The following is a 23,031-nucleotide window of genomic DNA, read 5'->3' on the forward strand; positions in this document are numbered from 1 at the left end:
CGCAGGCCACAGTGGCCGCATGGAAGGCAATGACGATCTGGTGGTGCTGCGTCCGGAGGGGCTGTACTGCGCCGCGGGAGATTTCCACATCGATCCCTGGCGCCCGGTGCCGCGCGCGGTCATCACCCATGGCCACGGCGACCACGCGCGCCCGGGCATGGGCGAATACCACTGCAGCGAAGGAAGCCTGCCGATCCTGCGCTGGCGGCTGGGCGATGTTGGCGTACAGGCGCACGCCGAGGGGGTGCCGTTCCGCTTGGGCCGGGTGCAGGTATCGCTGCATCCGGCCGGTCATGTGCTCGGTTCGTCCCAGGTGCGCATCGACGATGGTGAACGGGTGTGGGTGGCGTCCGGCGACTACAAGCGCCAACCCGACCCGACCTGCACGCCCTTCGAAGTGGTGCCCTGCGATACGTTCATCACCGAAGCCACGTTCGCGCTGCCGATCTATCGCTGGCCGGACACCCCGGCGGTCGCCGCAGAGATCGTGGCGTGGCGCCGCGAATGCGAGCAACGTGGCGAAGCGGCGATCCTGCTGTGCTATGCACTCGGCAAGGCGCAGCGGGTGCTGGCCGAGTTGTTGCCACTGGACGACCGCCCCGCGTGGCTGCACGGCGCCATCGCCAATGGCGTGTCGGTCTACCGGCAGGCCAACATCCCGATGCTGGAGACGCTCACCGTCGCCGAACAGGGGCGTCAACCCGACGCCGCCGGCCAGTTGATCCTGGCCCCACCCTCGGCCGCAGGCACGCCATGGATGCGCCGCTTCGGACCGCATCAACTGGGGTTCGCCTCGGGGTGGATGCAGCTGCGCGGCAATCGGCGGCGCCGCAACGTCGACCGGGGCTTCGTCATTTCCGATCACGCTGATTGGCCCGCGCTGCTGCAGACCATCGAACAGACCGGCGCGCAGCGGGTCATCGCCACCCATGGCAATACCGATGCATTGATTCCGTTCCTGCGCGAGCGCGGCGTGGCGGCTGAAGCCTTTCGCACCGACTTCGGGAGCGAGGAATGAAGGCGTTCGCCGCGCTCTACCAGCGCCTGGATCGCAGTACTGCGACGCTGGACAAGCGCGCCGCACTGGTCGACTACTTCCGCCACGCAGCGGCGCACGATGCGGCGTGGGCGCTGTACCTGCTCAGCGGCGGCAAGGTCGGCGGCGCACGCCGCAGGATCGCCGCCAGTGGTGAGCTGCGCAGCTGGATTGCCGAGGAATCCGGACTGCCCGCCTGGCTGGTGGAAGACAGCTACGCTCAGGTCGGCGATCTGGCCGAAACACTGACACTGCTGCTGGATGACCCCTTGCATCCCGCCGCCGACCGGCCGTTGTCGGACTGGATCGAACAGCATCTGCTGGCGGTGGCCAACCAGCCCGAAGTGGTGCGCCGTGCGGCGGTCGTCGCCGGCTGGCGGCAGCTGCGTAGCGGCGAGCGCCTGGTGTTCAACAAGCTGCTCACCGGCGCGCTGCGCGTGGGTGTCTCGCAACGGCTGGTGCAGCAGGCGCTGGCAGAATGGTGCGGCCTGGACATCGCGCGCATCGCCCAGCGCATGCTCGGCGAGTGGGTGCCCTCTCCCGCGTTGCTGGGGCAGCTGCTGTCGCCGGATGAACTGCCACTGGACCGGCAGCAGCCGTACCCGTTCTTCCTGGCCTCACCGCTGGAGGGCGAACCCGGCGAACGGCTGGGTCCGGTCGAAGACTGGCTGCTGGAGTGGAAGTGGGATGGAATCCGTCTGCAGCTGCTGCGCCGACGCGGTGAAGTGGCGCTGTGGTCACGTGGCGAGGAACGGCTGGATGGCCGCTTCCCGGAAATTGAACAGGCCGCGATGGCGCTGCCCGACGGCTGCGTGCTGGACGGAGAACTGCTGGCCTGGGACGAGAGCGACGACCTGCCGCGCGCCTTCACCGCGCTGCAGACCCGCATCCAGCGTCGCAAGCCCGGTGCAGCGACCTTGCGCAACACCCCGGTACGCGTGCTTGCCTACGACCTGCTTGAACGCGATGGCGAGGATCTGCGCGGGCTGCCACTGCAGCAACGGCGTGCACAGTTGGCCGAGGTCATCGGTGCCCTGGGCGATACACGCATCCAGCTGTCGCCCGACGTACCCGCTGGAGACTGGCTGCAGGCGGCCACGTTGCGGGAGGCCGCCCGTGAGCGGGGCGTCGAAGGGTTGATGCTGAAACGCCGGACGTCCGCCTACCAGTCAGGGCGACGGCGCGGCGACTGGTGGAAATGGAAGGTAGACCCCCTGACCATCGATGCCGTGCTGCTGTATGCGCAGGCCGGCCATGGACGGCGCAGCACGCTGTACACCGATTACACCTTCGGCGTCTGGGACGGCGATACGCTGGTGCCGGTGGCCAAGGCCTATTCGGGCCTGGATGACAAGGAAATCCTGGCCCTCGATCGCTGGATCCGCGCCAACACCCGTGAACGGTTTGGCCCGGTGCGCAGCGTGCGTGCCGAACAGGTGTTTGAACTGGGCTTCGAGGCAGTCAACCGCAGCAGCCGGCACAAATCCGGCATCGCCGTGCGCTTTCCCCGCATCCTGCGCTGGCGCCACGACAAGCCCGCCGCCGAAGCCGACCAGCTGGCCACGCTGCAGGCGCTGGCGCGATGAACCGCCGCCAGGCGTTGCGCCGGCTGGAAGACTGGTTCGCTGCGCGCGGCTGGCGCTCACTGCCGTTCCAGCGCGCGATGTGGCGGCACTATCTGGCGGGCGACTCCGGGCTGCTGCACACCCCCACCGGCAGCGGCAAGACGCTGGCCATGTTCGGCGGCCCGCTGCTGCAGGCGATGCTCGATCCACCGTCGGCACCGCGCCGGGCCAGCGCGGTGCGGCCGCTGCAGGTGCTGTGGGTGACGCCGCTGCGGGCATTGGCCAGTGATACCGCACGTGCGCTGCAGGCAGTGATCGACGGGCTGGGCTTGGGCTGGCGGGTCGGCCTGCGCAGCGGCGACGCCAGCAACCGCGAGCGCCGGCAGGCCCGCGAAGGCAGCGTCGACGTACTGGTGACCACGCCGGAATCGCTGGCACTGCTGCTGAGCTATCCCGACACACTGCCACGCATGCGCCAGCTGCGCTGCGTGGTGGTGGACGAATGGCATGAACTGCTGGGCAACAAGCGCGGCGTCCTGCTGCAGCTGAACCTGGCGGTGCTGCGCGACGCCGCTCCTTCCCTGCAGCTTTGGGGACTGTCGGCCACGCTGGGCAACCTGCCGCAGGCCCGCGACGTGCTGCTGCCTGGCCAACAGGATGCACCGATCGTACAGGGCGTTCGTCCGCGCGCGATCAGCGTGCGCAGCCTGCTGCCGGAACCCGGTGAACGTTTCCCTTGGGCGGGGCATCTCGGCCTGGCGCAGCTGCCGCGCGTGCTGGACGCACTGATGGCCGTACGCAGCAGCCTGCTGTTCACCAACACCCGCGCGCAGGCCGAGCTGTGGCACCAGGCGCTGGCTGCGGTATGGCCGGAAGACGCGGACACGCTGGCACTGCATCATGGCTCGCTGGATCCAGCACTGCGCCAGCAGGTGGAAGACGGCCTGCGCGCAGGCGCGTTGCGCTGCGTGGTGGCGACCTCCAGCCTCGATCTCGGCGTGGATTTCCCGGAGGTTGAACAGGTACTGCAGCTGGGCAGTCCCAAGGGCGTGGCGCGGCTGCGCCAGCGCGCCGGGCGCGCACGCCATCGTCCCGGCGCCGGGGGGGCCATCGCCTGCATACCCAGCCACGCACTGGAACTGGCCGAATATGCAGCGGTGCGCCGCGCACTGCACGAAGGCGTGGTCGAAGCGCGCCGACCGCCGACGTTGTCACTGGACGTGCTGGCACAGCATGCGGCCAGCCGCGCCCTCGCTGGCGGCTTTGACAGTGATGCGCTGCTGGCGCAGGTGCGTCGCACCCATGCCTTCGCCACGCTGGGCGATGAACAATGGCGGGCCGTCCTGGACTTCATCGTGCAGGGTGGGCAGGCGCTGGCGCAGTACCCCGATTTCCACAAGGTCGTGCGCGATGCCGATGGCAGCTACCGCATGCACGATCGCCGCCAGGCGCTGCGGCACCGCCTGTCGATCGGCACCATCAGCAGCGATGGCAGCGTGCGCGTGCAGTTCCTGCGCGGTGGCGGGCTTGGTGCAGTGGAGGAGCAGTTCGCCAGCCGCCTGCGTCGCGGCGACCGTTTCCAGTTCGCCGGGCGCCTGCTGGAACTGGTGCAGCTGCGCGACATGACCGCTTTCGTGCGGCTGGCACGAGGGCGCGGTGATGGTGTGGTGCCGCGCTGGCAGGGAGGCCAGTTGCCGCTGTCGATGCCACTCGGCCGTGAGCTGGAGTGGGTACTGTCCGGCGCCGACGACAGTGCCGAATCCCGCTGGTTGTCACCGTTGCTGGCACTGCAGCAGCAGTTGTCGGCGCTTCCCGGCCCAGAGCACCTGCTGGTGGAAGAGGTGCGGCGCCGCGAAGGCCAGTTCATGTTCGTCTACCCCTTTGCCGGCCGCCACGTACACGAGGCACTGGCCGCGCTGTTGGCGCTGCGCTGCACCCGCCAGCAACGCAACAGCATTGGCTATGCGGTGAACGATCATGGCCTGGTGCTGGCGCCGGCGCGGCCGATCGATCTGGATGAGGCGCAATGGCGTGCGTTGTTCGGCAATGACCGGTTGCTGGCCGATCTGCGCGAGGCAGTGAACCTGGGCGAGCTGGCGCGACGTCAGTTCCGGGGCATCGCACGCGTAGCAGGCCTGCTGGTGCCCAGCCTGCCCGGTGGCATGCCACGGTCGCTGCGCCAGCTGCAGGCGTCCGCGGGCCTGCTGTACGACGTGCTGCGCGAGCACGATCCGGAACACCTGCTGCTGGCGCTGGCGGAACATGAAGTGCTGTACGACAGCCTCGACCTGCCGGGGGTGCAGCAGGTACTGGAGCGGATCGGCACGCAGCAGCTGTCGCTGCAGCGACCGTCATCACTCACGCCGCTGGGCTTTCCATTGTGGGCCGAACGCCTGCGCGGTCAGTTCAGCAATGAAGACTGGCGTATGCGCGTGCAGCGCGCGGCCCAGCAACTGGAGCGCCGCCATGACCGATGAATTGCCGCTGCTGCTTGCTGGTGAGTCCGTGGTCCTGGTAGGCGCGCGTGCGCTGTACTGGCCCGCGCGGCAGGCACTGCTGATCGCAGACCTCCACCTGGGCAAGGCCGATGTGTTCCGTCGCGCCGGCATCGCGTTGCCCAGCGGCGGCACCGGCGAAGACCTGCAACGCTTGCAGCGGCTTCTGGACCTGCATGCCTGCCGCGAGCTGTGGATCCTGGGCGACATCCTGCATGGGCCGGCGCATCGCGTTGGGTGGTACCAGCAATGGCTGGGATGGCGTGAACGCAATGCTTCGCTGGACGTGCATGTCCTGCGCGGTAATCACGACCGCCAGCTGCCGCATGCGCAGTTGCAGGTCCAGATCCACGATGAAGTACGACTGCGGCCGTTCCTGCTTCGGCATGAGCCGATGCCCGATGCGGCGCTGCATGTGATCGCCGGGCATCTGCACCCGCAGGTTGCCTTGAAGCCACTGCGACGGCGCTTCCCCGCGTTCTGGCTGCGTGACCGGATGACGGTCCTGCCCGCCTTCTCCGCATTCACTGCAGGCATCGTGCCTGCCCCCGCCCGCGGCGAACAGATGATCGCCTGCGTGGAAAGCGGCCTGGTGGAACTGCCGGTCGCCTGACTCAGGCCGGACCGATGCCCAGCTGCGGCATCAACTGGAAATCAGGGGTGTCATTCTCACGCCGCCGCGGCAAGGCCTGGATTGCCGCCAGCATCTCCTGCGCGCAGGTCCTGATGCGTGCGTGATGTTCCGGCGACGCATGGCTGACCAGGCTGCCGACATGGAACTCGAATACATCCTCCAGTACGTCGGGCTGGTCCTCGTGCAGCATCTGCAGCAGTCCACGCAGCTTGCAGATTTCCGATTCCAGCTCTTCGACCGCGAACAACATGGCGTCCTCCTCTTCAACATCAAGCGGCACGTCCGGGCCGCAACAGGCCGCAACAGCAGCGCTGCCCGGGCCACGCGCGATGTTGATCACGGAAAGGAAAACGGGCGACGCGCAGTCGCGTGCAAGCTACTTCTCGCACATCCGCGGTGAGGCAACCGTTAATTCACGTGACGGCACGCTTCACGCGCTGGCCGTGATCGCGTTGCTGCGAGGTATTTCCATCGTCGTCGCCAATGCGTCGATGAAGGCCGGATCCAGCGTAAGCGAACCGAACCACCCCTGCTGCGTGCCGCTGAGCACGCGCAGCATGTGGCCACGGCCTCCAGGCAGGCGCCCCATCGGGCCCAGCAGCACGTCGCGCGTCTTCGCCCAGGCATCGCGATCGGACTGGAACAGCGGCGTCAGCCAGCGACTCCAGCGCTGGTAGACCGCCACGTGGGCCCTGCGTTGCGCCTGGTAGGCCTGCAATGCAGCGGCACCAACGCCATGCGTGCGCACCGCATCGCGCAGCGCCAGCGCATCGAGCAGCGCCATGTTCACCCCCTGTCCCAGCTGCGGGCTCATCGCGTGCGCCGCATCACCTGCCAGCACCATGCGGCCCTGGTGCCAGCGCGTCATCACTGCATCGCGATAGACCGCGCGCGCCAGCTGGCCGGCATCGCGCAGGTGGGCGAAGCGCGCACTGGCCTGCGGCCACAGCGCATGCAGCTCGTCCAGCCAGGGCGTCATGCCATCGGCCTGCCAGCGCTCGAAGTCGGTGCGTGGCAGGCTCCAGAAGAAACTCAGGCGCGGCGTGTCATCGCCGGGGCGCGTGCCGACCGGCAACAGGCCGATCATCTTGCGCGCGGCCACGTAGCGCTGCCGCAGCTCCTGCACATGCGGCCAGTCTTCGGCCGGCAACAGGCACCACAGCGCTCCCCACGGATACACGCGGTCCAGCCCGGCACCGCCGGCAATGGTGCTGCGCAGCGTAGAGGCCGCGCCATCGGCGGCCACCACCAGGTCGAACGGGCCATGCAGGCGCCCTTCGCTGTCGCGCAGGCGGCCCTGCTCGGCATCCACGGCGGCGATGGTGACGCCCGCATGCAGATTGCCTGCCCCCGCGCGCGCCTGGTCCAACAGCGAGAACAACGCCCCACGCTGCATGCCCAGGCCATGCAGGCGCGCATCCAGACCGTCGTAGCGCATGTCCATCACCGCGCGCTCGCATGGCGTGTCGCCATACAGGCGGTGCACCGGCGCGGCATGCGCGCGCACCGCATCCAGCAGGCCCATCTGCCACAGCACCTGCAGGCCGCTGGGCTGCAGCAGGAAACCGGCACCCACCGGTCCCGGCGTCGGCACGCGTTCGAATATCTCCACTTCGTGGCCGTCACGGGTGAGGAGGATGGACACCGCCTGTCCAGCGGTGCCGTAGCCGATCACGGCGATACGCAGTCGTTCCGTCATGGCCACATTGTGCCCGAGGCGGGTGGATCGCGAACCGGCCGCGGGCACGCCGCGCAAAAAAAAACCCCGCCGAAGCGGGGTTTTCAACGCACTGTCGAGTGGATCACTCGGCCGGCGTGATGTTCGAAGCCTGGGCACCCTTCGGGCCCTGGGTCACGTCATAGGTGACACGCTGGCCTTCCTGCAGGCTGCGGAAGCCCTTGGAGTTGATGGCGGAGAAGTGCGCGAACACGTCGGCGCTGCCATCCTCCGGCGAGATGAAGCCAAATCCCTTGGCGTCGTTGAACCACTTGACGGTACCGTTCGGCATGGTGATGCGAGACCTTATGCAATGAATGGGTGGTGTACGCTGAACCCGCGCACAAGCTGAGTATGCAAAGCTTGCTCGGGGAAGACAATCACCCCCGCGCCAATTCGCCCACCAGTTCCGGAAGTCCGTTGCTGGCCGCCTGTACGTTGGCCAGCACTTCGGCCATCGTAATCTCCTCGCCATCACCACAGCCGGCAGCCCAGTTGGCGATGATCGCCAGGCAGGCGTAATCCAGCCCCAGTTCGCGTGCCAGCGCGGCTTCCGGCATGCCGGTCATGCCCACCAGGTCGCAGCCGTCGCGGCGCATGCGGGCGATTTCAGCGATGGTTTCCAGGCGCGGGCCCTGCGTTGCGCCGTAGCAGCCACCGTCATGGACCGTGACGCCGGTCACTTTCGCCGCCGCCAGGATCTTGCTGCGCAGCATCGGCGTGTACGGGTGGCCGAAATCGACGTGGACCACATCGGTGCCCTCTTCTTCACAGATGGTGCTGATGCGGCCCCAGGTGTAGTCGATGATCTGGTCCGGGCAGGCCAGCACGCGCGGGCCGAAGTTCTCGGTGATGCCACCGACCGTGTTCAACGCCAACACGCGCTGCGCGCCCAGCTGCTGCAGCGCGGCCAGGTTGGCGCGGTAGTTGATCTTGTGCGGCGGCAGCGAGTGGCCTTCACCATGGCGCGCCAGGAACGCCACGCGATGGCCGAGCAGCGTGCCCACGCGCACCGGGCCCGACGGACGGCCGAAGCGGGTGTCGACCTCGTGGGTCTGCACGTCGTCAAGCTTGGCCAGGTTGTAGACACCGGTACCGCCGATCACGGCCAGGGCGATCTGTTGCATTCGAAGCACTCCATGAAAAGACGAACGCCGGCACCCGAGGATGCCGGCGGCAGAAGAAGACGCGCCGCGGGCGGCTGCGCCGTTATTCCTTCATCGCGTAGATGGCCGGCACGCAGCGCAGGGTTTCGTTGACGTCCATGCCGAAGCCGAACACGTAGCGGTCCGGCAGTTCGATGCCGGCGTAGTCGGCGGTCACGTCCGGCAGCGCGCGGTCGTGCTTCTTCACCGTCATCGCGGCGATGCGCACGTCGGTTGCGCCCTGTTCCAGGCACCAGGTGCGAACGCCCTGCAGGGTGTAGCCCTCGTCAAGGATGTCGTCGACCAGCAGCACGCGGCGGCCGAACAGCGAGGTGGCCGGCTTGTGCTTCCAGACCAGGTCGCCGCCGGTGGTTTCACCGCGGTAGCGGGTGGCGTGCAGGTAATCAAACTGCACGTCCTGGCCGCGCGCGCCCAGTTCCAGCGCCAGCTGGCCGGCGAACGGCAGCGCACCGTGCATGATGGACAGGAACAGCGGCACCTCGCCCTTGTAGTCGCGCGCGATGGCGTCGGCGATACCAGCGATGGCCTTGTCGATGGTGGGGCGGTCGACCAGCAGGTCAGCCTGGGCCAGGGCCTGGGAAATGGTGAGGTTGGGCATCAGACGGTTCTTCCAAGGGTTTCAAGCAGACGGGTTTGGGTGTCGCCATGGCGGGCATCGGCCAGCAGGCCATCCCAGCCAAGCGCGCCGCGGCCGATCAGGCCCAGCAGCGCAGCGGTATTGAGGGAGCGCCCCTGCACCGCGTGCAGGGCTTCATCGACCAGCTCCGGGTGGCAGACCAGCACCACGTCGCAGCCGGCGTCCAGATGGGCGTGCACGCGCGCCGGCACGCCGCCGGCGCTGTGCGAGGCGGCCATGCCGATGTCGTCGGAGAACACCACGCCACGGAAGCCGAGCTCGCCGCGCAGGATGTCCTGGATCCAGCGCGGCGAGTAACCTGCCGGTTCAGGCGCAATCTGCGGGTAGATCACGTGCGCCATCATCACCGCATCGGCACCGGCGGCGATGCCGGCCTGGAACGGCACCAGGTCCTGCGCGCGCAGCTCGTCCAGCGCGCGCGGATCGATCGCGGTATCGACGTGGGTGTCTTCCAGCACGGTGCCGTGGCCGGGGAAATGCTTGAGCGTGGCGGCCATGCCGACCGAGTGCATGCCACGCACGTAGGCGGCGGTGAACGCGGCCACCACCTGCGGGTCTTCACTGAAGGCGCGGTTGCCGATGGCACGGTTGCCACGGCCAAGGTCGACCACCGGCGCGAAGCTCAGGTCCAGGCCGCTGGCGCGTACTTCGCTGGCCATCAGCCAGGCGTGCCGTTCGGCCAATGCCAAGGCCTGCTGCGGGTCGGTGGCATACAGGGCACCAATGTCCTGCAGTGGCGGCAGATCGCTGTAACCCTCGCGGAAACGCTGTACACGACCGCCTTCCTGGTCCACGCAGATCAGCTGCGGGCACGGCGCGGCGGCGCGGATCGCCGCGCTAAGATCGGTCACCTGCTGGCGGGAGGCGAAGTTGCGCTTGAACAGCACCACCCCGGCCACGGCATCGTGCTGCAGCCAGTCACGTTCCTGGGCGGTCAGTTCGGTGCCGGCAACGCCGATCAGCAGCATGGTCGATCTCCACAACGCGCGCCCGCATGGCGCAGTGCCGCATTGTCGCAGAACCGGCCGACAGGCGCAGTGGTCAGAAAAAGGGGAGTGTGCGGTCAGACCTTGCAGCCGTCCGGGCCGCAGGCCTCGTCGTCGCCAGCCGGGGTGGCCGGGGCGCCCTGTTCGGCGGCAATCTGGCGCAGGGCGTTGGCGAAGGCCTCGGGGGGCTGCGCCCCGGAAATGGCCCACTTTCCATCGATGACGAAGGTCGGCACCGAGGAGATGCCCAGCGCATGCGCCTCCGCCAGCTTGGCTTCGACCTCGGCCAGGCCGCGGTCGGAGGCCAGCATCTGCGCGATTTCGCCGCCGTCCAGGCCGCCCGCCACACCGGCCTTGATCAACACCGCGCTGTCCGCCAGGTTCTGGCCAAGCTCGAAGTGGGCTCGGAACAGCGCCTCCCCGACCGCGTCCTGCACGCCGTGCTGGCCGGCCAGCCACAGCACCCGGTGTGCCGGCAGCGTGGTCACCCGCACCTGGCCCCGGCTGAAGTCCATCGGCAGGCCTTCCGCACGCGCCGTGGTCTGGGTCTGGCCGAGGATCTGCTCGGTGCGCTCGACGCCACCGAACTTGCGTACATAAGCCTCGCGCAGCGGCACCGGGGTGTCGTCCGCGTCCGGGTCCAGCTGGAACGGCTGCCAGTGGATATCGAGTTCAGGCGCATCGGCGCCCAGCAACTGCACGCCCTGCTGGAAACGATGCTTGCCGATCCAGCACCAGGGACAGACCACGTCGGAGTAGATGTCGATTCTCATCCCCCCGACATGGGGCCCGCCCCCGACGAAAAAAGGGGACGGAGGGGATTAAGTCGCTTTCCGCACAGGCGGGGTAAAGACGACTTAATCCCCTCCGTCCCCTTTTCAGGGTTTCACCACTGTGAATAGGGATGACTGGCGAGCGCGACGTTGTAGTAGCGGGCGTCGTCGGTGACTTCCGCGCCGGCCCAGTCCGGCAGCTCGATGGCCTGGTCGGCGCTGTCCAGTTCCACCTCGGCCACCACCAGGCCGGCGTTGTCGCCGAGGAACTCGTCCACTTCCCAGGTCAGGCCGGCGTGCTCGACCAGATGGCGGCGCTTGTCGATCAGGCCACCCACGCACAGCGCCAGCAGCGCGCGCGCGTCCTCCACCGGAATCGGGTAATCGAATTCCTGCCGGGTGTGGCCGATGGTGCGCGACTTCAGGTTCAGCGCAGCATGGTCGCCCTCGATACGCACGCGCACCGAGGCGTTCTGGGTACCGCGATCCAGCGCGCCCATGTCGTTGATGTAGCCCTGCGCCATCGGGATCACCCGGTGCGCAGCGGATCGCCAGCCATCGTTGATGACCAGGAATTTGCGTTCGATTTCAATGCCCATGGCGCGATTATGCGCCATGGGTGATGACAGCCGCTCAGCGCTTCTCGAACACCGCGATGCTTTCCACGTGCGCGGTGTGCGGGAACATGTCCATCGCACCGGCACTGACCAGGGTGAAGCCCTGTTCGTTGACCAGATAGCCGGCATCGCGCGCCAGCGAGCCCGGGTGGCAGCTGACGTAGACAATGCGCTTGAACTGCTTCAGCGGCAGCTGCTGCAGCACTTCGATCGCACCCGAGCGCGGCGGGTCCAGCAGCAGCTTGTCAAAGCCCTGGCGCATCCACGGGGTGCTGCGCTGGTCCTGGGTCAGGTCGGCGCTGAAGAACTGCGCGTTGGCCAGGCCGTTGCGCACGGCATTCTCACGGGCACGCGCGACCAGGCCGGCATCGCCCTCCACACCCACCACTTCGCGCACGCGGCGCGCCAGCGGCAGGGTGAAGTTGCCCAGGCCGCAGAACAGGTCAAGCACGCGTTCGTCCTCGCCCGGCTCAAGCAGGTCCAGGGCGTGGGCGATCATCTTTTCGTTGAGCTTGGCGTTGACCTGGATGAAGTCCAGCGGGCGGAACGCCAGTTCCACGTCCCAAGGCGCCAGCCGGAACGACAGCGGCACCCCCTGCCCGTCCAGCGGCTGCACGGTGTCCACGCCGCCGGATTGCAGGTAGATCACGAAACCATGCTGCTGGCCAAAGGCGGCCCAGGCGGCGCGGTCGGCATCGCTGAGCGGCTGCAGGTGACGTACGGTCAGCACCACCGCCTGATCGCCGGCGATGAACTCGATCTGCGGGATGTCGCGCTTGCCATCGAGCGATTCGATGAAGGTCGACAAGGGCTCGACCTTGGTACCGATCTCCGGGATCACGGTCAGGCACTGGCTGAGGTCGGCGACGAAACGCGGGTCCTGTTCACGGAAACCGACCAGGGTCTTGTCCTTCTTCTCGACCCGGCGCACCGAGAAGCGGCCCTTGCGGCGATAACCCCAGCTCTCGCCGACCAGCGGCGCCAGCACCTTGCCCGGCTTCACATGGCCGATCCGCTCCAGGTTGTCCATCAGCACGCGCTGCTTGGCGACGATCTGCTGGTCTTCGTCCAGGTGCTGCAGCACGCAGCCGGCGCAGGTACCGAAATGCGGGCACTTCGGGGTCACGCGCTGGGGCGAGGCCTGCAGCACTTCCACCGTGCGTGCCTCGTCGAAATGGCGGCTGCGGGCGGTCTGTTCGGCCATGACCACCTCGCCCGGCAGGGCGCCGCTGACGAAGGTGACCTTGCCGCCCTCGCCTTCACGGCGGGCGACACCGCGACCATCATGGCTGAGGTCGAGGATCTCGGTCTGGAACGGGGTACGGTCGATGCGGGAGCGGGATCGGGCCACGTGGCAACAGGCTGCGGGCAAAAATGGGGGCACATTGTCGCAGATCCTGACTGGCAGGGTCCGGACCCGCTTGCGCCCGCCGCCGCCGTGCTTGATGATTGCAGCAGCTGACATGGAGGCAGCCCTGATGCAGATGACCCCGCGGGCCAGCCGGCCCCGCTTCCTGCTTGTCGAGGACGACATCATCAGCCGCGGTTTTTTCAAAGCGGCGTTGGAAACGTTACCGGCGGACGTGGACACCGCAGATTCATTGGCCAGCGCGCTGGCCAGCGCCGAGCCCGGCGCGCATGACCTGTGGCTGATCGACGTCAACCTGCCGGACGGCAATGGCGCGCAGCTGCTGCGTGAACTGCGCCGTTCACACCCCGATACCCCGGCATTGGCGCATACCGCCGATGGCGACACCTCCATCCATGCCCGCCTGCGCGAAGCTGGCTTCAGCGACACGCTGGTCAAGCCGCTGGGCCGCGACCAGTTGCTGAAGGCCGTGCGCCGGGCACTGGTGAACAGCCCGGCGGGGATCTCCGTTGCCCCGGCTCCGGCAGCGGTCGAGCTGCAGGTACAGGACTGGGACGAGACCGCGGCACTGGCCGCGCTCAATGGCCAGCGCAACCACTTGATCGCGCTGCGCGAGCTGTTCCTGGCCGAGTTGCCGGGCGTACGCGATGCGGTCGAGCAGGCCGTGGACCAGCACGACGAGCGCCAGCTGCGCAGCCAGCTGCACCGGTTGCAGGCGAGCTGTGGGTTTGTCGGCGCGGCACGGCTGGGACGGGCGGTGCGGCAGCTGCATCATGCGCCCGAGTCCGGGCAGGCCCAGGCGGGGTTCCGCGACGCGGTGGCGGCCCTGCTGCATTGAGGGTTGGTCGGCAGGGCTGCGCCCTGCACCCGCAGAGGCTTCAGGCCAAGGCAACAGCAAAAGCAAAAGCTGGCATTCCGTGGGGTGGCGGGGCGGTATCGGAGTGCGGGGACGCCGTAAACCCGTCCATGGGGGCTTGGCAGCCGCATCCATGCGGCTGACACCCCGCACTCCGACACCGCCCCGCCTCTGACAGATTTCCGCGATCTGGTAGATCCACGCCATGCGTGGATGAATCTCTGTCAGATATCGAAATTCAAACTGGGGGTCAGATCCGTTTTCCGAAGGAAAACGGATCTGACCCCATTGCCATTCCGACAGCTCGCGGAAAACTGTCGAAGGCGGGGTGGGTCCGGTTGCGGGAGTGTCCGCGGCATGGATGCCGCGGCCAAGCCCCCAGGGATGGGTTTACGGCGTCTCCCGCAACCGGACCCACCCCGCCTACCCACGAGTAGCCAGCTTTTGCCGTTGCCGTTGATTCGGCAGGTGCAGGGCTGCAAGCCCTGCCGAACACCCCCTACCTGCGGGGTGCGAGCTGCTCGAGCATTTCCCAGGACTTCAGGCCGCGTGGCCCGAGGTGATGGGCCAGCACCCGCCGCATCGGCAGGCGCAGGCTGGCCAGGTCGGCGGCAGCGGGCTCTTCGTCGGCCGCCAACGCCAGCAGCGCCGAGCCAGTGGCCGCCGCCCGGCGTTCCCCACCGCGCTCACTGAGCAGGCGCTGCGCGCCTTCCTGTGGGTCCAGCTCGTAGCGCGCGGCCGGGTCGATCGGCTGGCCGTCGCTGGCACTGTCCAGTTCGAAACCCAGGCCCAGCGCGGTCAGCAGCTCGCGCTCGAAACGACGCAGCGTCCAGGCCAGGCCGGCACCGACCGCCAGCCGTGCGCGCGCTTCGCCATAGGCCAGATACAACTCAGGCAATGGATCCTGGCGAGGTGCCAGGCGCAGGGTCAGTTCACTCAGATAGAAGCCGGCCAGCATCGCCTGGCCGACCAAGCGCGGGGTCGCATCCAGCGCTTCAGCGCCGCGCAACTGGGCCAGTTCACCGCGCTGCTGGGCGCTGAAGCGGATCCACTGCAATGGCTGCAGGGCAGCGCGCAGCACCTGGCCCTTCGCGGTTGACACACCACGCGCGAGCAGGCCAACGCGGCCATGCTGCGCGCTCAACACCTCGACCAGCAGGCTGGTCTCGCGGTAGGCCCGCGCATGCAGCACGAAACCGGTGTCGTCCTCGATCATCATCGAAGCGACCGCAACGGCTTACTCGTAACCGAAGGCCTTCAGCGCGGCCTCGTCATCGGACCAGCCTTCACGCACGCGCACCCAGGTCTCAAGGAACACCTTGGCCCCGAACAGACGCTCCATCTGCAGGCGGGACTTGGCGCCGATCTCCTTGAGGCGGGCGCCGCCCTTGCCGATCACGATGGCCTTCTGGCCTTCGCGCTCGACCCAGATCACCGCGCCGATGCGCAGCAGGTTGCCGTCCTCGGTGAAGCGCTCGATCTCAACGGTGGTGGCGTACGGCAGCTCTTCGCCGAGCTGGCGCATCAGCTGTTCGCGTACCAGCTCGCCGGCCAGGAAACGCTGGCTGCGGTCGGTGATCTCGTCCTCGCCGAACATCGGCGGCGCTTCCGGAAGCAGCTTCAGCACGTCGCGCACCAACGCTTCCAGGCCATTGCGCTTCTGCGCCGAGATCGGATGCACGGCAGCGAAATCACGGCCTTCGGTCACCTGCTGCAGGAACGGCAGCAGCGCGCCCTTTTCCTTCAGGCGATCGATCTTGTTGACCACCAGCACCACCGGAATGCCGGCATCGCGCAGCACATTGAAGGCCAGGCTGTCTTCTTCATCCCAGCGACCGGCCTCGATCACCAGCAGGCCGGCATCGACGCCCTCCAGCGAGCCGCGCGCGGCACGGTTCATCACCCGGTTCATCGCCCGCTTCTGCACCTTGTGCAGGCCGGGGGTATCGACCAGCACCAGCTGGCCTTCCGGGTAGGTGGCGATGCCCAGCAGGCGATGGCGCGTGGTCTGCGGACGGTTGGAAACGATGCTGACCTTCGCACCGACCAGGGCATTGGTCAGGGTCGACTTGCCCACGTTCGGGCGGCCGATGACGGCCACGCTGCCGCAATGATGAGGAGTTTGTTCGCTCACTTGGAATCCAGTTGTTCTAGGACGGCCGCAGCCGCCTGTTGTTCGGCAAGCCGCCGCGAGGCGCCTTCGCCCTCGGTGCTGGCAGCCGGGTCGGCTACGTTGCAGCGTACCCGGAAGTGCTTGGCATGGTCGTCACCGGATTCTGACACCAGTTCATACTGCGGCAACGCCTTCTGTCGGGCCTGCAGCCATTCCTGCAGGCGGGTCTTGGGGTCCTTCTCGGGACGGCCGGAGGCCGGCAGCGCCTCGATCGAAGCGCTGAACCAGGGCAGTACCACCGCCCGGCAGGCCTCGAAGCCGGCATCCAGGTAGATCGCCGCCACCACGGCTTCCACTGCGTCGGCCAGGATCGAGTCGCGGCGATGACCGCCGGACTTCATTTCGCCCGGGCCCAGGGTCAGCCGCTCGCCCAACTGCAGGGTGCGCGCGATCACCGCCAACGCACCTTCGCGCACCAGCTCGGCACGGGCACGGGTCATCGCCCCTTCGTCAGCCTTGGGCCAGCGTCGGTACAACGCCTCGGCCGCCATCATGTTGACGATGCTGTCGCCGAGGAACTCCAGGCGCTCGTTGTGCGGCGCACCGGCACTGCGATGCGTCAGCGCCTGCTTGAGCAGGGCCGGGTCGCTGAAGGCATGACCGATCAGGTCGCCACGTTGGATGAATTTACTGGGCACCGCTTCGTGTCAGGTCCTGGGAAGAATCGAATTTGCCAACCACATCGAGATTGCCGATCAGCTGGCGACGCACTTCGTAGTTGACCTTGAGGGTCCAGCCATTGTCGCGACGGTCGAACTTCACGTTGGCCGGCTTCACATTGTCCGAGTAGTTGATGTACAGGCGCTTGAAGAACAGGTCCTGGATCCGCGACGGCTCCATGCTGCCCACGCCCGGCTCGTTGGCCAGGCTCTTCATCGCCGAGCGCACGGCGTAGTACTCCTGGTACATCGGGAACAGCTTCATGCCGATGTAGAGGAAGAAACCGACCACGATCAGGACCGTCAGGAACGAGGTCAGGGTCATGCCGCGCTGCGTGTTCATCGTCTTCATTGCGTTCTCCCCAGATACGCGTTGGATGTGAAGGTACTCAGTTGATGCCCGATCAGTTGATGCTCGAGCCGATCCGCGACGGCTCGAAGCCATCCTTGCAGAACCAGCCCTGGCAGTTCAGCCAGATCAGGAAGGCCTTGCCGCGCAGGTTCTCTTCCGGCAGCAGGCCCCAGAAACGGCCGTCGTCGCTGTTGTCGCGGTTGTCGCCCATCACCAGGTACTTGCCGGCCGGCACCGTCCACTGGCCCTGGCCGCGCGGGTAGTCGGTCTCCAGCACGGTGTGGGTGCGGCCCGGCAGGTGCTCGACCAGCAGGTTGGCGCCTTCGCCCTGGCCCTTGTGGCCGGCGTAGATGCCCTTGTTGTCGTACTTCAGCGGCTCGCCATTGAGGATCACGCCGTCGCCTTCGAAGACCACGGTGTCACCCGGCACGCCGATCACGCGCTTGATGAAGTTCTCGCCCTTGGCCGGGTCGTTGTCGCTGTGGCCGGGGAAGTGGAATACCACCACGTCGCCACGCGACGGCTCGCCGAACGGCACGATCCTGGTGTTGCTGATCGGCAGGCGCAGGCCGTAGGAGAACTTGTTGACCAGGATGAAATCGCCGATCAGCAGGTTCGGCATCATCGAGCTGGACGGGATCTTGTACGGTTCGGCAATGAAGCTGCGCACGATCAGCACGATCGCCAGCACCGGGAAGAACGCACGCGAGTAATCCACCAGCACCGGCTCGGAATCGAGCAGGCCGGCGCGCTGGGCGCGACGCTTGGCGAGGTACAGCTTGTCCGCAAGCAGGATCAGGCCCGAGGCCAGGGTCAGCACGACCAGGAGGATCTCAAACAGTTTCATTCAGGGTCCTTTGCAACGTCACCGGACGACCGGCCCCGCAGGGCCGGTGCGGGATTACTTGTTGTCCATCTGCAGCACGGCCAGGAACGCTTCCTGCGGGATCTCCACGCGGCCGACCTGCTTCATGCGCTTCTTGCCTTCCTTCTGCTTTTCCAGAAGCTTCTTCTTGCGCGAAACGTCGCCACCATAGCACTTGGCCAGCACGTTCTTGCGCATGGCCTTGACCGTGGTACGGGCGATGATCTGCGAGCCGACCGCAGCCTGGATGGCGACGTCGAACATCTGGCGCGGAATCAGGTCCTTCATCTTCTCGCACAGCTCGCGGCCACGACGGTCGGCATGGCTGCGGTGCACGATCAGCGACAGTGCGTCGACCTTGTCGCCGTTGATCAGCACGTCCACGCGCACGAACGGGCCGGCGTCGAAGCGCACGAAGTGGTAGTCCAGCGAGGCGTAGCCACGGCTGACCGACTTCAGCTTGTCGAAGAAGTCCAGCACCACCTCGGCCATCGGCAGCTCATAGCTGATCTGCACCTGGCTGCCCAGGTAGTTGATGCCGATCTGGCTGCCGCGCTTTTCTTCGCACAGCTTGATGATGTTGCCGATGTACTCCTCGGGAGTGAGCACGTTGGCACGGATGATCGGCTCGCGGATCTCCTCGACCTGGTTCACCGGCGGCAGCTTGGCCGGGTTGTCCATGTTGATGATCGAGCCATCGGTCTTCAGGACTTCATACACCACCGTCGGCGCGGTGCTGATCAGGTCCAGGTTGTACTCGCGCTCCAGTCGCTCCTGCACGATTTCCATGTGCAGCATGCCCAGGAAGCCGCAGCGGAATCCGAAGCCCATCGCCTCGGAGCTTTCCGGCTCGAAACGCAGCGCGGCATCGTTCAGGCGCAGCTTGTCCAGCGCTTCGCGCAGGTCCGGGTAATCTTCGGCATCGACCGGGAACAGACCGGCGAACACGCGCGGCTGCATTTCCTGGAAGCCCGGCAGCGGCTTCGGTGCCGGGTCGCCGGCCAGGGTCAGGGTGTCGCCGACCGGCGCACCGTGCACGTCCTTGATGCTGGCGGTGACCCAGCCCACTTCACCGGCACGCAGCGCAGGCAGCACTTTCCGCTTCGGCGTGAACACGCCGACGTTGTCGACCTGGTGGTTGCGGCCGGTGGACATCACCTGCAGCTTGTCACCGGCCTTGATCTCGCCCTGCATCACGCGTACCAGCGAGACCACGCCCAGGTAGTTGTCGAACCAGGAGTCGATGATCAGCGCCTGCAGCTTCTCGGTGTCGCGCGGTGTCGGCGGCGGGATGCGATGCACGATCGCTTCCAGCACGTCCTGCACGTTCAGGCCGGTCTTGGCACTGACCGGCACGGCGTCGGAGGCGTCGATGCCGATCACGGCCTCGATCTCGGCCTTGGCGCGCTCGATGTCGGCAGTCGGCAGGTCGATCTTGTTGATCACCGGCACCACTTCCAGGCCCTGCTCCACCGCGGTGTAGCAGTTGGCCACCGACTGCGCTTCCACGCCCTGGGCCGCATCGACCACCAGCAGCGCGCCTTCGCAGGCGGCCAGCGAGCGGCTGACTTCATAGGAGAAGTCGACGTGGCCGGGGGTGTCGATGAAGTTCAGATGGTAGGTCTGCCCGTCCTTGGCCAGGTACGGCAACGACACCGACTGCGCCTTGATCGTGATGCCGCGCTCGCGCTCGATCGGGTTGGAGTCGAGCACCTGCGCTTCCATCTCGCGGGCCTGCAGGCCACCACAGAGCTGGATGATGCGGTCGGCCAGCGTGGACTTGCCGTGGTCGACATGGGCGATGATGGAGAAGTTGCGGATGTTCCGCATCGAATCAGAAGACATAGGTGGCGGCGGCGCGCGGCGTCGTCAGGGTAACGGTCGATTATCGCATGCCCGGCGCCCCACCGCGAAAGCGGACTGCTCGGGCCCCGCCCGGAAAGGCCGAAGCCCCGCCAGGGCGGGGCTTCAGGGGAGACACAGGGGCCGCCGAAGCGGCCCCGGCAGGCCTTACTGGCCGGCCTTGACCGCCACGAAGGCGCTGTTGCCGTTGCCGGTGCGCACCAGCAGCATCACCACGTCGTCCTTCTTGTAGCTGGACAGCGCCCGGTTCAGGCTCTCCACGCTGCCGACCGGGGTACGGCCGACCTGCAGGATCACCATGCCCGGAGACAGGCCGGCATCACGCGCCGCCTGGCCCTTGACTCCGGTGATACGCACGCCTTCGTTGCCATCCAGGCCGAACTGCTTGCGCTGCGGTGCGGTCAGGTCGCTCACGTCCAGGCCCAGCAGGGCATTGGCGCCGGCCTGCGGTGCCGCATCGGGCCTGGCGGCAGACGCCGCACGGGCATTGCCCTGACCGTCTTCGCTCAGCGCCGTGAGCGTGGCGCTGAGGTCGCGCGGCTTGCCGTCGCGGATCACCCCCAGCGTGACCCGGCTGCCCGGTGCCATCGCACCGATCAGCGGCGGCAGGTCGGACCAGCTGTTGACCGGGCTGCCGTTGACCGAACGCACCACGTCGCCGATCTGCACACCGGCCTTCTCTGCGGCACTGCCGGCGACGATCTGGTTGACCAGCGCGCCACGGCTGTCGGGCAGGCCCAGGCCCTGCGCCTTCAGCGCATCGATCGGCTCGACCACCGCACCCAGCTGGCCACGGGTGACCTTGCCACTCTTTTTGATCTGCTCGACCGCGCTCATCGCCAGGTCGATCGGGATCGCGAAGCTGATGCCCATGTAGCCGCCGGAGGCGGAGAAGATCTGCGAGTTGATGCCGACCACTTCGCCGCGGGTGTTCAACAACGGACCGCCGGAGTTGCCCTGGTTGATCGCCACGTCGGTCTGGATGAACGGCACGTAGCGCTGGTCGGCGCCACCCGTGCTACGCCCCAGTGCACTGACGATACCGGCAGTGACCGAATGGTCGAGCCCGAACGGCGAGCCGATCGCGACAACCCACTGGCCGGGCTTCAGCGTATTGGAATCACCCACGCGCACGGTCGGCAGGTTCTTGCCATCGATCTTCAGCAGCGCCACGTCGTACTGCTGGTCGCTGCCCACCACCTTGGCGTTGAACTCACGGCTGTCGCCCAGCTTGACCTTCACGTCGCTGGCATCGGCCACCACGTGGTAGTTGGTCAGCACATAGCCATCGGGAGAAATGATGAAGCCCGAGCCCATGCCGCGGCCCTTGATGCTGGGGCCACCGTCCGGGCCGCCCGGGCCCTGCCCCGGCATCGGGAAGTCCGGGCCGAAGAAGCGACGGAAGAATTCCGGCATGTCGTCGTCACCGCCCATCGGGCCCCGCGAAGCCTGGCGGTTGGTGCGGACGATGGTGGTGTCGACGTTGACCACACCCGGCCCGACCTGTTCAACAAGGTTGGTGAAATCGGGCAGGCCGGTAACCAGCGGCTGTGCCGGTGCCCTTGGCGCGGTGGCTGGAGCAGCCTGGGTCGGGGCGGCCGGAGCCGGTGCCTGCGCGCAGGCCACCAGCGGCAGGGTCAGGGCCAACAGGCCCATGGCCTGCGTGCGGAGTCGGGGAGTCATCGGACGGCAACCTCCGGATCGGATGGAAAGAGGAATACGGGCCCCGCTGACGGCGGGGCGTGAAAGCGCCCGGCTCAGTCGCGCGGGCGCGGCGGCACCGGCAGGTCGTCCTGCAGGCGCGGCTCGAACGGGTAGAAGGCGGCGCCACCGGTATGGGCCGGGAAGCTGGCATTGAGCGCGCCGCCGGCGGCAGGCGCCAGGCTGGAACGCGGCCACGGCCGCGCCTGCAGCCCACCGACCTCGCCAAACGGCATGTTGCGGCTGCCATTGGCCGGTACGGTCGGGGTCAGCGGCGCCTGCGCAGCAGCCACCGCGCGTTGCGGCACGTCCTCACGCTGGGCGGCACGCGCGGCCTGCTGGCTGCGGGTGGCACTGGCGCGGCGGGTGTCCTGGCGGCGACCGGCAGTGGCCATCGCCAGGGCGGGAGCCGTCGCCACAGCCATCGCGGCCGTGTCTGCAGAGGCTTCGGTAACCGGGGCAGGATCGGTCGGCACGGTCGGCAGCTCCGCCTGGCTGGCGATCACCTGAGGTGCCAACGGCTCGCCCGGGGTGGCTTCCTTCAGCTTCTCACCGCCCATGAACAGCGCCACCGCCGCCACTGAAGCGGCCAGTGCGGCACCACCGCCCCAGGCCCGCCAGCCACTGCGACGCACCTGACGGCGCGGCTCGGCCTGCGGCGCAGGCTCGGCGGCGATGGCAGCAGCCACGGCGGAACTGAACCCGGCCGGGGCCAGTGTCGACGCCTGCCCACGCATCACGTCGCCCAGCAGCTGCCAGCGCTCCTGGCAGCCGGCCAGTTCGGGGTCATGCTCCATCCGCCGCAGCAGGAAGCGCGCTTCATCGGCGCCCAGCTCGCCATCGACCAGGGCCGACAGCTGCTCGCGATGGCGCTGGTCCAGGCGCTGCCCGGCGGGCGATTGATGGTTCTGCGATTCGTTGAACGGGTTACTGGTCATACGCGGCTCTTCTCACGGGTGGCGCTGCCGATGTCCAACAGCGGCCGGAGTTCGGTGTCGATCGCCTCGCGCGCCCGGAAGATCCGTGAACGCACGGTGCCGATCGGGCACCCCATTTTCTGCGCGATTTCCTCGTAGCTCAGGCCTTCCACCTCGCGCAGGGTGATCGCCGACCGGAGCTCTTCCGGCAGCGCGTTGACGGCTTTCATCACCGTCTGTTCCAGCTCCTGGCGCATCAACTCGCGTTCGGGCGTGTCGGTGTCGCGCAGGCGCGTACCACTGTCGAACTGTTCGGCATCGCCGATGTCGATGTCATCGGTCGGTGGCCGTCGATTGTGTGAAGCCAGGTAGTTTTTGGCGGTATTCACGGCGATTCGATGCAACCAGGTTGAGAACTGGGCGTCGCCACGGAAACTTCCGATCGCGCGATAGGCGCGGATGAAAGTGTCCTGGGCGACGTCCTGACATTCGCTCCAGTCGGCGATGTAGCGGCCGACAAGGGCCACCACGCGATGCTGGTACTTGCGCACCAGGACATCGAACGCGGCGCTCTCGCCGTGCTGCACGCGCCGGACCAGTTCCAGATCCAGCTCCTGTGGTGTATCAACCTCGGCCATGAGGGGCCGCAC

At 67.4% G+C, this 23,031-nt stretch carries 23 protein-coding genes; 5 read left to right on the forward strand and 18 right to left on the reverse strand.

Features of this window, described 5'->3' with window-relative positions; translation table 11 throughout:
• The first annotated feature begins 19 nt into the window (after positions 1–19).
• The 4 genes from CKW06_RS17585 to pdeM are packed head-to-tail and all read left to right on the forward strand — an operon-like array spanning position 20 to position 5,709.
• A complete protein-coding gene (locus CKW06_RS17585; protein ID WP_005414211.1) occupies positions 20–1,018 on the forward strand; it encodes a ligase-associated DNA damage response exonuclease in 999 nt (332 codons plus the stop codon).
• A complete protein-coding gene (locus CKW06_RS17590; protein WP_024958254.1) occupies positions 1,015–2,622 on the forward strand; it encodes an ATP-dependent DNA ligase in 1,608 nt (535 codons plus the stop codon). The genes CKW06_RS17585 and CKW06_RS17590 overlap by 4 nt, the downstream gene beginning before the upstream one ends.
• On the forward strand, positions 2,619–5,078 hold the full coding sequence (locus CKW06_RS17595; RefSeq protein WP_024958255.1) for a ligase-associated DNA damage response DEXH box helicase: 2,460 nt from the start codon (positions 2,619–2,621) through the stop codon (positions 5,076–5,078). The genes CKW06_RS17590 and CKW06_RS17595 overlap by 4 nt, the downstream gene beginning before the upstream one ends.
• A complete protein-coding gene (pdeM, locus tag CKW06_RS17600; protein WP_024958256.1) occupies positions 5,068–5,709 on the forward strand; it encodes a ligase-associated DNA damage response endonuclease PdeM in 642 nt (213 codons plus the stop codon). Before CKW06_RS17595 ends, pdeM begins: the two co-directional genes overlap by 11 nt.
• Position 5,710: 1 nt before the next feature.
• Here the strand turns inward: pdeM and CKW06_RS17605 are convergent, their stop codons facing one another.
• The 9 genes from CKW06_RS17605 to rlmD form a co-directional block, all read right to left on the reverse strand.
• Positions 5,711–5,980 (reverse strand): hypothetical protein, encoded by a 270-nt coding sequence (locus tag CKW06_RS17605; RefSeq protein WP_024958257.1) that lies wholly within the window; start codon positions 5,978–5,980, stop codon positions 5,711–5,713.
• Positions 5,981–6,160: 180 nt separating this feature from the next.
• A complete protein-coding gene (locus CKW06_RS17610; protein ID WP_024958258.1) occupies positions 6,161–7,429 on the reverse strand; it encodes an FAD-dependent oxidoreductase in 1,269 nt (422 codons plus the stop codon).
• 103 nt (positions 7,430–7,532) lie between these two features.
• Complete coding sequence (locus CKW06_RS17615; protein WP_005410590.1) at positions 7,533–7,739, reverse strand: cold-shock protein; 207 nt, start codon at positions 7,737–7,739, stop codon at positions 7,533–7,535.
• An 88-nt stretch (positions 7,740–7,827) separates the two neighbouring features.
• Positions 7,828–8,574, reverse strand: coding sequence for an S-methyl-5'-thioinosine phosphorylase (locus CKW06_RS17620; protein ID WP_005410591.1), 747 nt, complete (start codon positions 8,572–8,574; stop codon positions 7,828–7,830).
• Positions 8,575–8,656: 82 nt separating this feature from the next.
• On the reverse strand, positions 8,657–9,211 hold the full coding sequence (locus CKW06_RS17625; RefSeq protein WP_005410592.1) for a hypoxanthine-guanine phosphoribosyltransferase: 555 nt from the start codon (positions 9,209–9,211) through the stop codon (positions 8,657–8,659).
• On the reverse strand, positions 9,211–10,218 hold the full coding sequence (gene nagZ / locus CKW06_RS17630) for a beta-N-acetylhexosaminidase (protein WP_024958259.1): 1,008 nt from the start codon (positions 10,216–10,218) through the stop codon (positions 9,211–9,213). Before nagZ ends, CKW06_RS17625 begins: the two co-directional genes overlap by 1 nt.
• 95 nt (positions 10,219–10,313) lie before the next feature.
• A complete protein-coding gene (locus CKW06_RS17635) occupies positions 10,314–11,009 on the reverse strand; it encodes a DsbA family oxidoreductase (protein WP_005414203.1) in 696 nt (231 codons plus the stop codon).
• Positions 11,010–11,122: 113 nt separating this feature from the next.
• Positions 11,123–11,608: a CYTH domain-containing protein gene (locus CKW06_RS17640; RefSeq protein WP_012480971.1), complete on the reverse strand. Its 486-nt coding sequence runs from the start codon at positions 11,606–11,608 to the stop codon at positions 11,123–11,125.
• Positions 11,609–11,642: 34 nt separating this feature from the next.
• Positions 11,643–12,977, reverse strand: a complete 1,335-nt coding sequence (rlmD, locus tag CKW06_RS17645; RefSeq protein WP_024958260.1) for a 23S rRNA (uracil(1939)-C(5))-methyltransferase RlmD — start codon at positions 12,975–12,977, stop codon at positions 11,643–11,645.
• A gap of 127 nt (positions 12,978–13,104) precedes the next feature.
• Between rlmD and CKW06_RS17650 the strand changes: the two genes are divergently transcribed.
• Positions 13,105–13,833: a response regulator gene (locus CKW06_RS17650; protein ID WP_005410597.1), complete on the forward strand. Its 729-nt coding sequence runs from the start codon at positions 13,105–13,107 to the stop codon at positions 13,831–13,833.
• Between the two features lie 517 nt (positions 13,834–14,350).
• Here CKW06_RS17650 and recO read toward each other — a convergent pair.
• The 9 genes from recO to rpoE form a co-directional block, all read right to left on the reverse strand.
• The gene (gene recO, locus CKW06_RS17655) at positions 14,351–15,070 is read right to left on the reverse strand and encodes a DNA repair protein RecO (protein ID WP_024958697.1); all 720 of its coding nucleotides are present in this window, start codon (positions 15,068–15,070) and stop codon (positions 14,351–14,353) included.
• 18 nt (positions 15,071–15,088) lie between these two features.
• A complete protein-coding gene (gene era / locus CKW06_RS17660; protein ID WP_005410599.1) occupies positions 15,089–15,985 on the reverse strand; it encodes a GTPase Era in 897 nt (298 codons plus the stop codon).
• Positions 15,982–16,662, reverse strand: a complete 681-nt coding sequence (gene rnc / locus CKW06_RS17665; protein WP_005410600.1) for a ribonuclease III — start codon at positions 16,660–16,662, stop codon at positions 15,982–15,984. Before rnc ends, era begins: the two co-directional genes overlap by 4 nt.
• The gene (locus CKW06_RS17670) at positions 16,652–17,035 is read right to left on the reverse strand and encodes a DUF4845 domain-containing protein (RefSeq protein ID WP_005410601.1); all 384 of its coding nucleotides are present in this window, start codon (positions 17,033–17,035) and stop codon (positions 16,652–16,654) included. Before CKW06_RS17670 ends, rnc begins: the two co-directional genes overlap by 11 nt.
• A gap of 52 nt (positions 17,036–17,087) precedes the next feature.
• A complete protein-coding gene (gene lepB / locus CKW06_RS17675; protein WP_005410602.1) occupies positions 17,088–17,882 on the reverse strand; it encodes a signal peptidase I in 795 nt (264 codons plus the stop codon).
• Between the two features lie 54 nt (positions 17,883–17,936).
• Positions 17,937–19,730, reverse strand: coding sequence for a translation elongation factor 4 (gene lepA / locus CKW06_RS17680; RefSeq protein ID WP_005410603.1), 1,794 nt, complete (start codon positions 19,728–19,730; stop codon positions 17,937–17,939).
• A gap of 180 nt (positions 19,731–19,910) precedes the next feature.
• Positions 19,911–21,446 (reverse strand): DegQ family serine endoprotease, encoded by a 1,536-nt coding sequence (locus tag CKW06_RS17685; RefSeq protein ID WP_005410604.1) that lies wholly within the window; start codon positions 21,444–21,446, stop codon positions 19,911–19,913.
• Between the two features lie 74 nt (positions 21,447–21,520).
• The gene (locus CKW06_RS17690; RefSeq protein WP_005410605.1) at positions 21,521–22,402 is read right to left on the reverse strand and encodes a sigma-E factor negative regulatory protein; all 882 of its coding nucleotides are present in this window, start codon (positions 22,400–22,402) and stop codon (positions 21,521–21,523) included.
• A complete protein-coding gene (rpoE, locus tag CKW06_RS17695; RefSeq protein ID WP_005414197.1) occupies positions 22,399–23,019 on the reverse strand; it encodes an RNA polymerase sigma factor RpoE in 621 nt (206 codons plus the stop codon). The genes CKW06_RS17690 and rpoE overlap by 4 nt, the downstream gene beginning before the upstream one ends.
• Positions 23,020–23,031 lie beyond the last annotated feature (12 nt).

It is taken from the genome of Stenotrophomonas maltophilia, from assembly GCF_900186865.1.
GTDB classification, from domain to species: domain Bacteria; phylum Pseudomonadota; class Gammaproteobacteria; order Xanthomonadales; family Xanthomonadaceae; genus Stenotrophomonas; species Stenotrophomonas maltophilia.

Coding starts and splice junctions, on each gene's coding strand:
- CKW06_RS17585 (WP_005414211.1), top strand. CDS start 20: ATGGAAGGCAATGACGATCTGGTGGTGCTGCGTCCGGAGGGGCTGTAC.
- CKW06_RS17590 (WP_024958254.1), top strand. CDS start 1,015: ATGAAGGCGTTCGCCGCGCTCTACCAGCGCCTGGATCGCAGTACTGCG.
- CKW06_RS17595 (WP_024958255.1), top strand. CDS start 2,619: ATGAACCGCCGCCAGGCGTTGCGCCGGCTGGAAGACTGGTTCGCTGCG.
- pdeM (WP_024958256.1), top strand. CDS start 5,068: ATGACCGATGAATTGCCGCTGCTGCTTGCTGGTGAGTCCGTGGTCCTG.
- CKW06_RS17605 (WP_024958257.1), bottom strand. CDS start 5,980: ATGTTGTTCGCGGTCGAAGAGCTGGAATCGGAAATCTGCAAGCTGCGT.
- CKW06_RS17610 (WP_024958258.1), bottom strand. CDS start 7,429: ATGACGGAACGACTGCGTATCGCCGTGATCGGCTACGGCACCGCTGGA.
- CKW06_RS17615 (WP_005410590.1), bottom strand. CDS start 7,739: ATGCCGAACGGTACCGTCAAGTGGTTCAACGACGCCAAGGGATTTGGC.
- CKW06_RS17620 (WP_005410591.1), bottom strand. CDS start 8,574: ATGCAACAGATCGCCCTGGCCGTGATCGGCGGTACCGGTGTCTACAAC.
- CKW06_RS17625 (WP_005410592.1), bottom strand. CDS start 9,211: ATGCCCAACCTCACCATTTCCCAGGCCCTGGCCCAGGCTGACCTGCTG.
- nagZ (WP_024958259.1), bottom strand. CDS start 10,218: ATGCTGCTGATCGGCGTTGCCGGCACCGAACTGACCGCCCAGGAACGT.
- CKW06_RS17635 (WP_005414203.1), bottom strand. CDS start 11,009: ATGAGAATCGACATCTACTCCGACGTGGTCTGTCCCTGGTGCTGGATC.
- CKW06_RS17640 (WP_012480971.1), bottom strand. CDS start 11,608: ATGGGCATTGAAATCGAACGCAAATTCCTGGTCATCAACGATGGCTGG.
- CKW06_RS17650 (WP_005410597.1), top strand. CDS start 13,105: ATGCAGATGACCCCGCGGGCCAGCCGGCCCCGCTTCCTGCTTGTCGAG.
- recO (WP_024958697.1), bottom strand. CDS start 15,070: ATGATGATCGAGGACGACACCGGTTTCGTGCTGCATGCGCGGGCCTAC.
- CKW06_RS17670 (WP_005410601.1), bottom strand. CDS start 17,035: ATGAAGACGATGAACACGCAGCGCGGCATGACCCTGACCTCGTTCCTG.
- lepB (WP_005410602.1), bottom strand. CDS start 17,882: ATGAAACTGTTTGAGATCCTCCTGGTCGTGCTGACCCTGGCCTCGGGC.
- lepA (WP_005410603.1), bottom strand. CDS start 19,730: ATGCGGAACATCCGCAACTTCTCCATCATCGCCCATGTCGACCACGGC.
- CKW06_RS17685 (WP_005410604.1), bottom strand. CDS start 21,446: ATGACTCCCCGACTCCGCACGCAGGCCATGGGCCTGTTGGCCCTGACC.
- CKW06_RS17690 (WP_005410605.1), bottom strand. CDS start 22,402: ATGACCAGTAACCCGTTCAACGAATCGCAGAACCATCAATCGCCCGCC.
- rpoE (WP_005414197.1), bottom strand. CDS start 23,019: ATGGCCGAGGTTGATACACCACAGGAGCTGGATCTGGAACTGGTCCGG.